The organism is Arthrobacter sp. TJ-266 (assembly GCF_058269115.1).
This window is the reverse complement of record NZ_JBZCNC010000001.1, coordinates 710,253-723,191: the sequence shown is the minus strand read 5'-3', so window position 1 is coordinate 723,191 and position 12,939 is coordinate 710,253. Positions and strand designations below refer to the sequence as shown.

The 12,939-nt window shown below is 70.5% G+C and carries 11 protein-coding genes; 4 read left to right on the top strand and 7 right to left on the bottom strand.

What is annotated here, in order from left to right:
- Nucleotides 1–150: 150 nt before the first annotated feature.
- Genes AC4D12_RS03725 through AC4D12_RS03715 form a run of 3 tightly spaced genes read right to left on the bottom strand, consistent with a single transcriptional unit; the run spans nt 151 to nt 4,077 of the window.
- The gene (locus tag AC4D12_RS03725; RefSeq protein WP_490948506.1) at nt 151–1,296 is read right to left on the bottom strand and encodes a mannitol-1-phosphate 5-dehydrogenase; all 1,146 of its coding nucleotides are present in this window, start codon (nt 1,294–1,296) and stop codon (nt 151–153) included.
- Complete coding sequence (locus tag AC4D12_RS03720; RefSeq protein ID WP_490948504.1) at nt 1,296–3,290, bottom strand: PTS mannitol transporter subunit IICBA; 1,995 nt, start codon at nt 3,288–3,290, stop codon at nt 1,296–1,298. Before AC4D12_RS03720 ends, AC4D12_RS03725 begins: the two co-directional genes overlap by 1 nt.
- A 58-nt stretch (nt 3,291–3,348) precedes the next feature.
- Nucleotides 3,349–4,077 carry a TetR/AcrR family transcriptional regulator gene (locus AC4D12_RS03715; RefSeq protein ID WP_490948502.1) on the bottom strand — a complete coding sequence of 243 codons (729 nt, stop codon included), beginning with the start codon at nt 4,075–4,077 and terminating at the stop codon, nt 3,349–3,351.
- Between the two features lie 119 nt (nt 4,078–4,196).
- Between AC4D12_RS03715 and ptsP the strand changes: the two genes are divergently transcribed.
- Nucleotides 4,197–5,882 carry a phosphoenolpyruvate--protein phosphotransferase gene (ptsP, locus tag AC4D12_RS03710; RefSeq protein WP_490948500.1) on the top strand — a complete coding sequence of 562 codons (1,686 nt, stop codon included), beginning with the start codon at nt 4,197–4,199 and terminating at the stop codon, nt 5,880–5,882.
- Between the two features lie 58 nt (nt 5,883–5,940).
- Here ptsP and AC4D12_RS03705 read toward each other — a convergent pair whose 3' ends face one another.
- Entirely contained in the window at nt 5,941–6,342 is a 402-nt protein-coding gene (locus tag AC4D12_RS03705) for a nuclear transport factor 2 family protein (RefSeq protein ID WP_490948498.1), read from the bottom strand.
- Nucleotides 6,343–6,572: 230 nt separating this feature from the next.
- On the opposite strand from AC4D12_RS03705, the gene AC4D12_RS03700 reads away from it, so the two are divergent.
- The 3 genes from AC4D12_RS03700 to AC4D12_RS03690 all read left to right on the top strand — a co-directional run bounded on the left by AC4D12_RS03700 (nt 6,573) and on the right by AC4D12_RS03690 (nt 9,702).
- Entirely contained in the window at nt 6,573–7,784 is a 1,212-nt protein-coding gene (locus tag AC4D12_RS03700; RefSeq protein WP_490948496.1) for an MFS transporter, read from the top strand.
- A gap of 113 nt (nt 7,785–7,897) precedes the next feature.
- Nucleotides 7,898–8,854 carry a LysR family transcriptional regulator gene (locus AC4D12_RS03695; protein WP_490948494.1) on the top strand — a complete coding sequence of 319 codons (957 nt, stop codon included), beginning with the start codon at nt 7,898–7,900 and terminating at the stop codon, nt 8,852–8,854.
- Between the two features lie 71 nt (nt 8,855–8,925).
- Nucleotides 8,926–9,702 carry an SDR family NAD(P)-dependent oxidoreductase gene (locus tag AC4D12_RS03690; RefSeq protein WP_490948492.1) on the top strand — a complete coding sequence of 259 codons (777 nt, stop codon included), beginning with the start codon at nt 8,926–8,928 and terminating at the stop codon, nt 9,700–9,702.
- Nucleotides 9,703–9,704: 2 nt separating this feature from the next.
- Here AC4D12_RS03690 and AC4D12_RS03685 read toward each other — a convergent pair whose 3' ends face one another.
- From AC4D12_RS03685 to AC4D12_RS03675, 3 genes are read right to left on the bottom strand one after another with little or no spacing between them, the layout of a single operon-like run.
- Nucleotides 9,705–10,694, bottom strand: a complete 990-nt coding sequence (locus AC4D12_RS03685) for a fumarylacetoacetate hydrolase family protein (RefSeq protein ID WP_490948490.1) — start codon at nt 10,692–10,694, stop codon at nt 9,705–9,707.
- Between the two features lie 5 nt (nt 10,695–10,699).
- Nucleotides 10,700–11,764 carry an amidohydrolase family protein gene (locus AC4D12_RS03680; protein ID WP_490948488.1) on the bottom strand — a complete coding sequence of 355 codons (1,065 nt, stop codon included), beginning with the start codon at nt 11,762–11,764 and terminating at the stop codon, nt 10,700–10,702.
- Complete coding sequence (locus AC4D12_RS03675) at nt 11,761–12,882, bottom strand: FAD-dependent monooxygenase (RefSeq protein ID WP_490948486.1); 1,122 nt, start codon at nt 12,880–12,882, stop codon at nt 11,761–11,763. The genes AC4D12_RS03680 and AC4D12_RS03675 overlap by 4 nt, the downstream gene beginning before the upstream one ends.
- Nucleotides 12,883–12,939 lie beyond the last annotated feature (57 nt).

The following is a 12,939-nucleotide window of genomic DNA, read 5'->3' as shown; positions in this document are numbered from 1 at the left end:
ACTCACGCACGAGGGAGACGGGCCCGGGCCATGGCACCGACGCCGGCGTTTCGCGGCCGGTACGCCGCCGTGATCCGGCTGCACCTGCATCAGCCCCCGGACGCAGGGAGGGGAACGGCCGTAGCCGTTCCCCTCCCTGCGAGCAGTGACTCAGCCCAGCTGCGCGCGCCGCTTCGCCACGAGATCCCGGACGGACGGGAACAACGGGTGGTCGGCGTCGAGCCCGGTGATCGACGTCGTCGCCCTGTCCGGGTCCTGCGACCGGATGATGTCCGCCAGCTCGGCGACCTCGGGATCCTCCGGGGAGGAGAAGGCGAGCGCCGCCTGCATGACCCTGAGCAGTGCCTCGGGGTGGGTGCCCCGTTCCGCCAGCTCCGCAGCGGGACTGATGAAGCGCTCGTTGCGGCCGAGCTTCCGCAGGGGCGCGCGCCCCACCCGGGTCACGGTGTCGGGCAGGTGCTCGTTCGCGAAGCGACGCAGGATCTTCTGCACGTAGGCCTCCTGCTCCGCCTCGTCGAAACCGTGCTTGGCGACCAGCAGCTGCTTCGTCTCCTCGAGCACGGCCCGCACGCCGTCCGCGATGACCGGGTCCGCCATCGCGTCGGCGATCTTCTCCACCCCTGCTGCGTGACCGAGGTAGGCAGCCGCCGCATGACCGGTGTTGACGGTGAACAGCTTGCGCTCGATGTAGGGCGCGAGGTCGTCCACGTAGGTGGCACCCGGGATCTCCGGCGCCCGGCCCGCGAAGGCCGTGCGGTCGATGACCCATTCGAAGAACGTCTCCACCGTGACGTCGAGGCCCTGGCCCTCGGCCTGGTTCGGCACGATCCGGTCCACAGCGGTGTTGGCGAACACCGCCTTCGACGCGAGATCGCCCCCCTCGTACACCCGCTCGATCTCGGCGCGCAGGGTGTCCGTGGCGTTGATCGCGTTCTCACAGGCCATGACCTGCAGCGGCGCCAGACCGTCCGCACGCCCGGCGATGCCGCGCGCGAGTACCGGCGCGAGGAACTTTAGGACGTTGGGACCCACGGCGGTGGTGACGACGTCGGCCGTGGTGATCTCGGCGACGACGTCCTCCTCCTGTGACCTCGAATTGAGGGCGCGGTAGGTGTCGACGGTCTTGACCGCCGGCTCCTCACCGACTTCGTGGACCTGGTAGCTCGGCGTGGAGACCAGCTGGTCGATCAAGGCGCCGGCGACGTCGGCGAAGACCACTTCGTACCCGGCTTCGTGGAGCAGGAGCCCCACGAAGCCGCGGCCGATGTTGCCCGCACCGAAATGCACTGCTTTCACTAGGCGTTGACCTTCCCGAAGAGCGCCAGGACCTCGTCGACCGTCGTCGCCTCGTCGAGCGTGGCCACCTGGGCCTTGTCCGAGAAGACCCGGGCGATCGCGGACAGGATGGACAGGTGCTCGTTGTTGACGCCTGCGACGCCGACCACGAACTTGACCTGCTTGCCGTTCCAGTCGATTCCCTCGGGGTAGCGGACGATCGAGACGGCGGACCGCTTGATGAGGTCCTTCGCCGCGTTGGTACCGTGCGGGATCGCCAGGAAGTTGCCCATGTACGTGGGGACCGAGCGCTCGCGCTCGTGCATGGCCGCCACGTAGCTGACATCGACGGCGCCGCGGTCCACGAGCAGCCGCCCCGCCTCGTCGATGGCGTCCTGCTGCGTGATCGCCGAACCGTTCAGCACCACGCTCTCGTGAGCGAGGACGTCGTGCCCGCCGGTCGTCGACTCGGTCGAGGCGTTGTCCGCCTCCGCCGCGGCGGCTGCAGGCATCGGGTTCTTCGGGTCCACGCCCGTCTCCGCCGAGGCGCTGGCGCGCACCAGCTCGACGATCTCGTCGTAGCGCGGGCTGTTCATGAAGTTGTCCACGGACACGTGCGTGGCGCTCCGCGTCAGGGGCTCGGCGCGCGCGGCGAGATCCTGGTGCGTCACGACGACGTCGAAGTCGTCCTTCAGGTTGGCGATCGCGGAGTTGGTGACCTTGACGTCACCGAAACCGGCGGCCTTGATCTTGTTGCGGAGCACCGAGGCACCCATAGCGGAGGAGCCCATACCGGCGTCGCAGGCGAAGACGATGGAGCGGATGGGTCCGTCGGTGGCCGACGAGGACGCGAAGTTTCCGGTGACGGAACTCTTCTTGCCCTTCAGACCCTCCATCTTGCTGGCTGCACCCGCGATGTCGTCATCCGTGGACTTCGAGGTCTTCAGGATGACGGACCCGATCAGGAAGGAGACGGCCGCAGCCATGATGACCGAGAGCGTGACGCCGATGAAGCTGTCCGACGCCGTGGCGGCGTAGACCGCGATGATGCTGCCCGGAGCGGCGGGAGAGCGCAAGCCGGCCCCCGTGAGGACGAGCGTGAAGATACCGGCCATGCCGCCACCGATGACCGCGAGGACCATGAGGGGCTTCATGAGCACGTAGGGGAAGTAGATCTCGTGGATGCCGCCGAGGAACTGGATGATGATGGCGCCGGGAGCCGAGGACTTCGCCATACCGCGACCGAAGATCGCGTAGGCGAGGAGCAGTCCGAGGCCCGGGCCGGGGTTCGCCTCGAGCAGGAACAGCAGTGACTTCCCGGTCTCGGTGGCCTCCTGCGTCGCAAGCGGTGTGAGCACGCCGTAGTTGATGGCGTTGTTGAGGAAGAGGATCTTGGCGGGCTCGATCAGGATGCTGGTGAAGGGCAACAGGCCGTTGGAGACGAGGAAGTCGACTCCCCTGCCCGCGGCGTCGCTGAACAGCGTGACCACCGGACCGACGGCGAGAAGACCGAAGACCGCCATGATGGCGGCGAAGATGCCGGCGGAGAAGTTGTTGACGAGCATCTCGAAGCCTGGGCGGATCTTGCCGTCCCAGATCGAATCGATCTTCTTCATGAGGTAGGCGGTCAGCGGGCCCATGATCATGGCGCCGATGAACATGGGGATGCTCGTACCGACGATCACGCCCATGGTGGCTGCTGCTCCCACGACGCCGCCGCGGGTGTCGTAGACCATCTTGCCGCCGGTGTAGCCGATCAGCAGCGGCAGCAGGTAGGTGATCATGGGGCCCACGAGCCCGACGTTCGGGTCACCGGCCGCGTTGGTGCCGAAGCCACCGAGGACTGGATTGGGGAAGTACCCGGCCTCGATGAACAGGGCCGTGATGATGCCCCAGGCGATGAACGCGCCGATGTTGGGCATGATCATGCCGGACAGGAACGTTCCGAACTTCTGCACGCGGACCCGAGCGCTGGAGCTGGGCCTCGCGTCCGTCTGTGCTACGTGTGTTGCCACATTCTTTCCTTACCGTTGTCCCCGCTACATCGCGGGGAGAGATGGACAGCCGGGAGCGTCAGCTCCCGGACCTGCTGGAGATGCGTTGGAGCCATTCGAGGAAGAGTTTGAGTTCCGAACTGGTGAGCTGGTCGGGGTGGGAGGACTGCAGGGCCGCGTTCAGGGCGATCGCGGCGACGACGACGGATGGCGAACCCTCCGTGGCGGTGGTCGGATCACCCTCGGAGTCGGTGGCGATCGCGGAGATCACCGCCTCGCGGGTCATGGAGGACAGCTCGAGGTTCCGCTTCCCGGCGGGCTCCGCGATGAGCATGAGCGTCACCCCGATGTTGGCGGCGAGCATGCTCCGAGCGGCCTCGTGCGGCGTGACCATCAGGCGCGCCGCAGCGGCCGCTCGAGCCAGGACCTCCTCGAGGAAGGCCTCCGCGCTCGCCACCATGGAAGGTCTGCGCTCCGGCCGGATGTTGCCGAACATCACCACGTAGAGGTGCGGGTGGTCGAGCCCGAACTGCACGTGGTTGTCCCAGTGCATCCGCAGGTCCTCGATGGGCTGGCCGGACGCCGGGATGCGCCGCTCCGCCTCGAGGTACTCCGAGAAGCCCTCCGCGACGACGGCGTCGAACAAGCCTTCCTTGTCACCGAAGTGGTGATAGAGGGTGGGGGCGGTGACCCTGGCGGCCTTCGTGATCTGTCGGGTGGAGACGGGCTCGCCGTTGGACTCGGCGAGCAGCGCCGCCGCGGCTCTCAGGAGCCGGATCTTGGGTGCGGACTCGCCACCGGGTGTCATGCCCGCTACGGTAACACCTATAGCACCGTTATATGAAGCACGTCACAGGAGTCTTTTGCACGGCACCGCGAAAGGGTGCTAGACCGGGAGAACCCACAGGCTAGAGATGAGGACATTCAATGGAGAAGTTCGCAGGCGTCGGTGTCAGCCCGGGACGCGTGATCGGCCCCGTTCTCCACATGCCCCACCCTGTCGGTGAGCCCCCGGCCGGCGAGCGCCTCGACCCGGCGGACGCTCCCGAGCAGGCCGTGGCCGCCCTCAAGACCGCGAGCAAGGCCGTGCAGGAGGAACTCAAGCGCCGTGCCGCGGCCGCCAAGGGTGATGCGCAGGCGGTCCTCCAGGCGACGTCGCTCATGGCCGCGGACCCCATGCTCCTGAAATCCGCGACGAAACTCATCAATGGCGGGTCCTCGCCGTCCCGTGCGATCTGGGAGGCCGGTGCGTCCGTGGCCGAGATGCTCCACAACCTCGGCGGGTACATGGCGGAGCGGACCGCGGACGTCCTCGACGTCCGCGCGCGCATCGTCGCCGAACTCCAGGGCCTCCCCGCCCCGGGCATCCCGGCGTCGGACGCGCCCTTCGTCCTGGTGGCCGAGGATCTCGCCCCCGCGGACACCGCGACCCTCGATCCGTCGATGGTCCTCGCGTTGGTGACCTCCGGAGGCGGACCGCAGTCCCACACCGCGATCATCGCGCGCTCGCTCGGCCTCCCCGCCGTCGTCGCGGCCACGGGCGTGGACGACATCCCGGGCGGTACGGCCGTGTTCGTGGACGGCGCGGCCGGCACCGTGTCCCTCGATCCGGGCGCGGACGAGCAGGCCGCTGCCGAGGCGTACGCCGCGGCCGCCGAGGCGCTCACCGTGTTCGACGGCGCCGGCGTCACCGCCGACGGCCACGAGGTGGCCCTGCTGGCCAACGTGGGAGGCGCGAAGGACGCCGTGAAGGCCGCCGCTGCCAACGCCCAGGGCGTGGGCCTGCTCCGCACCGAGTTCTGCTTCCTCGGACGGGACACGGAGCCCAGCACCGAGGACCAGGTGGAGGCCTACAAGGGCGTCTTCGACGCCTTCCCGGGCAAGAAGGTGGTGGTCAGGACGCTCGACGCCGGCGCCGACAAGCCCCTGCCGTTCCTCACCGACACGAGCGAGCCGAACCCGGCGCTCGGTGTCCGTGGGTACCGCACCGATCTCACCTCCCCCGGCGTCCTCACCCGACAGCTCGCCGCGATCGCGACCGCCACCGGGCAGTCCTCGGCCGACGTCTGGGTCATGGCTCCCATGATCTCCACCGCCGAGGAGGCCGCCGACTTCGCGCGGATGTGCTCAGAGGCGGGCCTGCGGACGCCGGGCGTGATGGTCGAGGTGCCTTCCGCCGCCGTGATGGCCGCATCCATCCTCGGAGAGGTGTCCTTCGCGAGCCTCGGAACCAACGACCTCACGCAGTACACGATGGCGGCCGACCGCCAGCTGGGTTCCCTGGCCTCGCTGAACAACTCGTGGCAACCGGCCGTGCTGCGCATGGTGCAGCTCACCGTCGAGGGCTCCGTGGCGGAGGGTTCCGGCAAGCCCGTCGGCGTCTGCGGTGAGGCCGCGGCGGATCCCGCCCTCGCCGTCGTGCTCGTGGGCCTCGGTGTGGCAACGCTCTCGATGACCCCGCGCGCGCTCGCGGGCGTCGGTGCTGTCCTCGCGAGCGTGACGCGCGCCGAGGCGGAACGCATCGCGGCGATCGCGCTCGCTGCGCCCACGGCCCTCGAGGCGAAGGCGCGTGCGCGTGCCGAGCTCCCCGTCCTGGAGTCGCTCGGCCTCTGACAGCAGGCCGTGACCCGGCCCGACGCGGACCGGTGGAGGCGACGCCCGACGAGGGTCGTCAGAACATCGGGTGCGGGTTCTCGGCGTGCTCGGGGACGGGCTGCAGGACGTCCCAGTGTTCGACGATCCGTCGATCCTCGACGCGGTAGAGGTCCACGACCGCGAGGACGGGCCGCCCGGGGAACGTGGCCCTGACGTGCACGGCGGCGAGGTCACCGTCCACCAGCAGGCGCTGCACCGCGAAGGAGACCCCCTCTCCACCGAACCTCGCGACGAGGAACTCGATCGCGGCCTGCCGCCCGTCCGCAATGGACGGGTTGTGCTGGATGTAGTCCTCAGCCACGTGGTCCTCGAAGGCTCGGCGGACCTCCCGTCGGTGGTAGAAGAGGTCGCAGAACCGCTCGAGCATCGCCCGCCTGTCCTCGACCGTCGTCGTGTGGTGTGCCGTTCCAGCTGTCATGTGCCGCCTCCCGTGCGCGGGCCTCCGGCCTCGCTGGGACCTCACCCTACGGCTGCCACGGGCCCGCGGACCCCCTCCATCTCGGCATCCCTGCTATCCACCCCGCGGATACCTTGCATCCTGAGGAGCTTCTTCCTCGATACCTCGCAGGCGGTCACAGTGAGAGGGATCACTGCAGCTGGACGCCCGTCCCGACGTCGCAGGGAGATCCACGAAGGCGAGGTAGTTCAATGAAGAATGTCCGTGCCGGGGAGCAATCCCCTTCCACCGAAGCTCGTGCCGCCACCCGGGAGGGCACCACCGGCCAGGCCGCGCTCCTCATCGCGGGCAGCTGCATGCCCGTCCTCGGCGCCGTGCTCCTGGCGCCCGTCCTCCCCACCCTCACCGCGGAATTCGGTGACGCCGCGTACGTGGCGGTCCTGGTGCCCCTCGTGCTCACGGTGCCCGCGCTGTTCGTGGCCCTCTTCTCACCCGCCGCGGGGTGGGTGGCCGACCGCGTGGGCCGGAAGAAACTGCTCATCGGGGCCATGGTGGTCTATGCGCTCTTCGGCACCGCTCCCCTGTACCTGACCACGCTCGGGAGCATCGTCGCCTCGAGGGTGGGCGTCGGGATCGCCGAGGCGGCGATCATCACGTGCTGCACCACGCTGATCACCGACTACTACTCGGGCGCGCGCCGCAACACGTACCTCGGCCTGCAGACCATGGTCAGCGCGCTCGCCGCCACGGCCTTCTTCGCGATCGGCGGCGCGCTCGGCAGCGTCGGTTGGCGCGCCCCCTTCTGGATGTACTCCGTCAGCCTCCTGATCGTGCTCCCCATGGTCTTCCTGCTGTGGGAACCGGTCCGCTCCACGGCCACGGCCGACCGCACCCCCGTCCCGTGGCGCCAGGTGGCCGTGCCGTCACTGGTCACCCTGTTCGGCGGCATCGTCTTCTATACGCTGATCGTCCACCTCCCCTACGTGGTCACCGGGCTGGGCGTCGCCGACCCCGCCGTGATCGGCATCGCAGCGGCCGTCGCGTCCCTGGCGACGGCGGCGGGCGCCGTCTCCTTCCGCTACCTCGTGCGTCTCGGCACGCCCCGGCAGCTCGTGGTGGCCTTCGGCTTCGCCGGCGCCGGCCTCCTGGTGGTGGCTGCCGCCACCACCATCCCCGTGGTGATCGCCGGCGCGGTGATCGCGAGTGCCGGCACCGGGCTGCTGCTGCCCACGCTCCTGACCTGGGCCGTCTCGGGGCTCGGGCTCGAGCAGCGGGGGCGCGGGACCGGCATCTGGACCAGCACCCTGTTCATCGGCCAGTTCCTGACGCCGATCGTGGTCATCGGCATCTCGGCCCTCGGCGGCCTCGACGTGGCGCTCGGCACCATCGGCGTCCTCAGCCTCGTGGCCCTCGTCGGAGCCCTCGTGGCCGGCACCCGCGCCCGGAAGCCGGCCATCGTCTGACCCCACGTCGCGTGTCCCGGGCGCCGCCGTCGGTGCGAGCCTCGAGCGCCTCCACCCCCGCGCCCCGCCGGAGAGGAGGCGCCAGGCGTGGGGGTGGTGGCTAGGGTGGGCCCATGAGGAACCTCGACCTGAACCTGCTGCCTCACCTGCAGGTGCTGCTGGAACTGCGGAACGTGTCCAGGGCTGCCGAACGGCTGCAGCTGAGCCAACCGGCAACGAGCGCGGCCATGGCGAAACTGCGGCGGCACTTCAACGACGAGCTGCTCACCCGCACAGGCCGCACCTACGAGCTCACGCCCTTCGCGCAGGCACTGCTGCCGCTCGTCAACGAGGCCGTGGCGCACATGCAGCGGGCCACGAGGATTCGCTCGGGCTTCGACCCCGCCACGAGCGAGCGCGAGTTCGTCATCGCGGCCTCGGACTACGCAGCCTCCCTCGTGGTGGGTCCGCTCCGTCGCATCCTCGTCGAGGAGGCCCCCGGCGTCGGCGTGGACATCGTCCCCAACTCGGGCTTCAAGGGCGAGATGTCCGAGCTCTCGCGGACGGACCTGCTGATGGGACCCACGGGGTACCGCATGCAGGGCACCTCGCGCGAACTGTTCCGTGACAGCTTCGTGGCCGTGGTGGACGCCGCCCACCCGCTGCTCGAGGAGGAGTCCGTGACGCTGGAGGACCTCGCGCGGCTCCCCCACGCCGTCGGCTTCTTCGGCGAGACGATCCTGACGCCCGCCGACCGCCTGTTCGCCGACCGCAGTCTCACGCGTCCGGTGGCCGCCGTCGTCGCCGGGTTCCTCGCCCTCCCGCTGCTCATCGAGGGCACGGACCTCGTGGCGATGATGCCCGCGATGCTGGCCGCACGCGCCCAGCGCGGCGCGCCCCTCGCGGCTCTGCGCATGTCACCCGGCCACGAGGTGGCGCTGGTCGAGGCGCTGTACTGGCACCCGACGCAGACCGAGGACCCGGCGCACAGCTGGCTGAGATCCGTGGTGCACCGCGCGTGCACCTCGCTCAACGATCAGATCCCCCTGACGCCGCACCGGCTGACCATCGGAATCGCGGATACCTCGTAGACGCACGTCCGCCTTCCGGTGACCTCGTGCCGGGTGGCAGGGTCGAGGCACGTCCGTTCGAGGGAGAACACATGCATGCGCCGAGGCTCACGGGGAAGACCGCCGTCATCACGGGGATCGGCAGCGGGCTCGGCCGGGCAGCAGCGCTCCGCTTCGCGGAGGAGGGAGCGACGATCCTCGGGTGCGACATCGACGACGTCGGCGCCGCCGACACCGCGCGCGCCGTCCGGGACGCGGGCGGCACCATCGGTCACACGCACGTGGACCTGACCCAGGACCAGGAGGTGGCGGCCTGGGCGGCTGCCGTGCAGCGGGAGCACGACGGCGTCCACATCCTGTACGCGAATGCGGCGGCCACGCGCTTCGCCCCCGTGCACGAGCTGACCGTCGCCGACTGGCAGTGGAACACCGCCCACGAGCTGGACGTGGTGTTCCTGCCGGTCCGGCACTTCTGGGAGCAGCTCACCGCGGCCCCGCGCGCCGCCGTCGTCCTCGTCGGTTCCACCGCCGGCGTGCGGGGGTCGACGACGAACGGCCGCCTCGCGCACAGCGCCACGAAGGGCGCGGTGATCGCGATGACGGCGCAGCTCGCCGCAGAGGGGGCGCCCCGCGGCATCCGCGTCAACGCCGTCAGCCCGGGCATGATCCGCACGCGGGCCACCGAGCAGGACCTCCTGGCGCCCGACCACCCGATGACCGGCATCGCGCGGTCGATCCCCCTCGGGCGGATCGGCACGCCGGAGGACGTGGCGGCGTGTGCCCTGTTCCTCGCCTCGGACGAGGCCGCGTACGTGACCGGCGCGAACCTCATGGTGGACGGCGGCTGGTCGGCGGTGCTCCCGGGCTGAGGTCAGGTCACCGAGCTCCGTCCGCTCCCCGGGCGCGTCCGCGCAGCGACCCGCGTGACCGCTTCCCGCCGCGGGCCCACCACGTTCGTGATGCTTCCGATGCCCTCGACCGTGAGGCGCACCGTGTCACCCGTCACCAGCGGTGGTGGTGTCTTCCCGCCGTTACGCCCCCAGAGTTCGGCCAGGCACCCGCCGGCGCAGGTACCCGATCCGAGCACGTCACCCGGGACCACCACGGAGTCCTGCGAGGCGTACGCCACGAGGTCGGCGAACGGCCAGCCCATGTTGGAGAGCAGGTCCCGGCCCACCTCCTCGCCGTTGACCTCCGCCGTCATGCCGATCGGCAGGAAACCGTCGTCGTCGTGCAGGTGCTCGAACTCGTCCGCCGTGACGATCCACGGCCCGAGGGTGTTGGCGAAGTCCTTGCCCTTGCACGGACCGAGGCTCACTCTCATCTCGCGCCGCTGGAGGTCGCGGGCGGACCAGTCGTTGAGGACGGTGTACCCGAAGATGTGGCGGTGCGCCGTGGCGGCGTCGAGGTTCCTGCCGTCACTTCCCGGGACGGCGCCGATCACGGCGGCCACCTCGGTCTCGAAGTCCATGTCCTCGCAGCCGGCCGGGATGCCGATGACCTCCCCCGTCCCCCCGACGGTGTGCGAGTTCGTGAAGTAGAACGTGGGCGCCTGGTACCACTCGGGAACCACGCCCGCCACCCCGTCGATACTCTTCCGCACGCCCTCCACGTGCTCCTCGAACGCCACGAAATCCCGCATGCTCGCCGGTTCCAGGGGAGCTACGAGCGTGACCTCGCCGAGTGCGACGCCGGGGACGGAGCCACACACGGCGTCCGCCCGCGCGAGGGTCTCCGCGAGGCCGGCGCGGAGGAGATCGGCGACCGTACCGGCGTCGGGCAGCGCATGGCACTGCTCTCCCCGGACGAACCCCGAACGGATGCCGCCGTCAGCCGACCGCCAGCGCGCGATGCGCACCACGGGGCCTACCTCGCCGCTCGGGCGGAGGCTGCCGCCGTGATGCCGAGCCGGTGTGCCGTACCGGAGAGGACGGCGTCCTCGTCCCCGAGACCGGCTGCGCGGACGGCGCCCACGGGGTCCTCGGAGCCCATGTCGAACGGGTAGTCCGAGCCCAGGAGCACCTGGCCCGGACCGGCCGCGGCCACGAGGGCCCGCAGCACCTCCGGACTGTGCACGAGGGAGTCGAAGTGGAGCTTCCGCAGGTACGACGACGGCGGTTCGGCGCAGGTCCGGGCGTCCGGCCGCACCTCCCACGCGTGATCCGACCGGCCGATGCTCGTGGGCAGGTACCCGCCCCCGTGCGCCGCGACGAAGCGCAGGTCCGGGAAGCGGTCGAGCACCCCGCCGAAGATCAGGTGCGAGAGCGCCACGGCGTTCTCGGCCGGCTGGGAGACGGTGTTGGCGAGGTAGAAGCGGTCCAGCCGCTCGTCCAGTGAACAGCCGAAGGGGTGCAGGAACACGAGGGCGCCGAGCTCCTCGGCACGCGCCCAGAAAGGATCGAGCCGCACGTCCGAGAGCTCCACCGTGCCGGCCTGCCCCGCGCCCGTCCGCGGCGGGGCGAAGGAACCGATCTCCACGCCGAGCAGTCCCACCTCCAGGACGGCGTGCTCCAGCGCCTCGACCATGAGGTGCGGGTGCTGCAGCGGCGCCAGGCCCAGGCCGTTGAGGCGGGTGGGCGCCCGGTCCACGAGGTCCCGCACGAGGGCTGCGGCGCGCCGGCTGAGTTCGAGCGCGAGTGACTCGTCCGCGAAGTAGGAGAAGTGCGACGGTGAGGGCGACACGAGCTGCACGTCCACACCGGTGGCGTCCATGTCCGCGAGGCGCCGGTCGAGGTCGGTGAGGCGCGGCCAGCGCTCACTGATCATGGCTCCCGACGCCGCGAGGGACGGGCCGCCGTTGCGGCGCCGCTCGAGGTCCTGCTGCGCTGCCATCCCCTCGGGATCTGCGGCGGACGCCAGCTCCTGGAGCTGCGGCAGGAGGACGTGCGCGTGGACGTCGACGACCGGGAGGGCCTGTCCGGAGGAGCTCATGCGGGCTCCTTCAGCAGGGTCGAGAGGCCGTTCATCAGCCCGGGCACGTCACCGCGGACGCCCTCGAGCATCCACTGCCCCACCTGCACGGACGCGGCGACGACGGCGCTCGCGCGCGGCTGCCGCCGGTCGGCGAACTCCTGCCAGAGCTCCTCGGACAGGGCGTCCTCCCGGATGACGAGTTCCGCCAGCACGGCGGCGTCCTCGAGAGCCATCGAGGCCCCCTGGGCCACGGTGGGCGGGCAGCTGTGGGCGGCGTCACCGATGATGACCACCCGGCCACGGTGCCACGGCCCCTCCACGAGGTGGCTCGTGAAGTGCGTGTAGTTGATGGACGCGGTGTCGTCGAGGTGCTCGCGGATCTCCCGCCACGGCCCGCCGTAGCCCGCCGCGAGCTCCCGCATGACGGCCGGCCCCTCCTCCGGGGTACGGGTCTGTGCCTTCTCCACCAGGTAGGCGTAGATGGAGTCCTCGCCCGTGGGGCAGTACCCCGCGATGTAGCAGGGCCCGCCGTAGATGAGGTCGGTGCGCACCACGTCGGCCGGGCGGCCGACGAAGGCCCGCCAGATCCCCATGCCCGTGCCGACGGGCCGGGCGTCGATGCCGATGGCCCTGCGGACGTCCGAGTGGAGCCCGTCCGCGCCGATCAGCAGGTCGTAGGTGGAGCGACTGCCGTCCGTCGTCGTCACGGTGACGCGCTCGCCGTCGTCCTCGAGGTGCGTCAGCGCACGTCCGTGGCGGATGCGCACCCCCGCCGCCTCGGCGCGCTCCATGAGGATCGCCGTGAGGTCCGGGCGGTACATGCCCATGGTCGCGGGCAGGTCCTCACCGCCCGTGCGGATGTCGTCGAGGACGGCGATCACGGTGGCCTCCGGATCGGGCGCACGAAGGCCCAGGGTACTGAAGGCGAATCCCTTCTCCACGACCTGCGGCCAGACGCCGAGCTGCCGCAGGATGCGCAGGCCGTTCCCCTGCAGGGTGATGCCCGAGCCGTGCGCACGGGGTACCTTGGCCTTCTCGATCAGTTCGACGTCGAGCCCCGCGTCTGCGAGGAGGATGGCCGCGGTCAGTCCGGCGGCTCCCGAGCCTACGATCCCGATGCTCTGTACTGCTGCCATCTCGAACTCCTTCGTGGTCGACGGCTGGTGGTGGGTCGGTCCGACCCCGGTCGTGCG

Excerpts from the sequence above, each read along its gene's own strand:
- AC4D12_RS03715 (WP_490948502.1), bottom strand. The coding sequence starts at position 4,077 with ATGACACCCGGTGGCGAGTCCGCACCCAAGATCCGGCTCCTGAGAGCC.
- AC4D12_RS03680 (WP_490948488.1), bottom strand. The coding sequence starts at position 11,764 with ATGAGCTCCTCCGGACAGGCCCTCCCGGTCGTCGACGTCCACGCGCAC.
- AC4D12_RS03695 (WP_490948494.1), top strand. The coding sequence starts at position 7,898 with ATGAGGAACCTCGACCTGAACCTGCTGCCTCACCTGCAGGTGCTGCTG.
- AC4D12_RS03675 (WP_490948486.1), bottom strand. The coding sequence starts at position 12,882 with ATGGCAGCAGTACAGAGCATCGGGATCGTAGGCTCGGGAGCCGCCGGA.
- AC4D12_RS03690 (WP_490948492.1), top strand. The coding sequence starts at position 8,926 with ATGCATGCGCCGAGGCTCACGGGGAAGACCGCCGTCATCACGGGGATC.
- ptsP (WP_490948500.1), top strand. The coding sequence starts at position 4,197 with ATGGAGAAGTTCGCAGGCGTCGGTGTCAGCCCGGGACGCGTGATCGGC.
- AC4D12_RS03700 (WP_490948496.1), top strand. The coding sequence starts at position 6,573 with ATGAAGAATGTCCGTGCCGGGGAGCAATCCCCTTCCACCGAAGCTCGT.
- AC4D12_RS03705 (WP_490948498.1), bottom strand. The coding sequence starts at position 6,342 with ATGACAGCTGGAACGGCACACCACACGACGACGGTCGAGGACAGGCGG.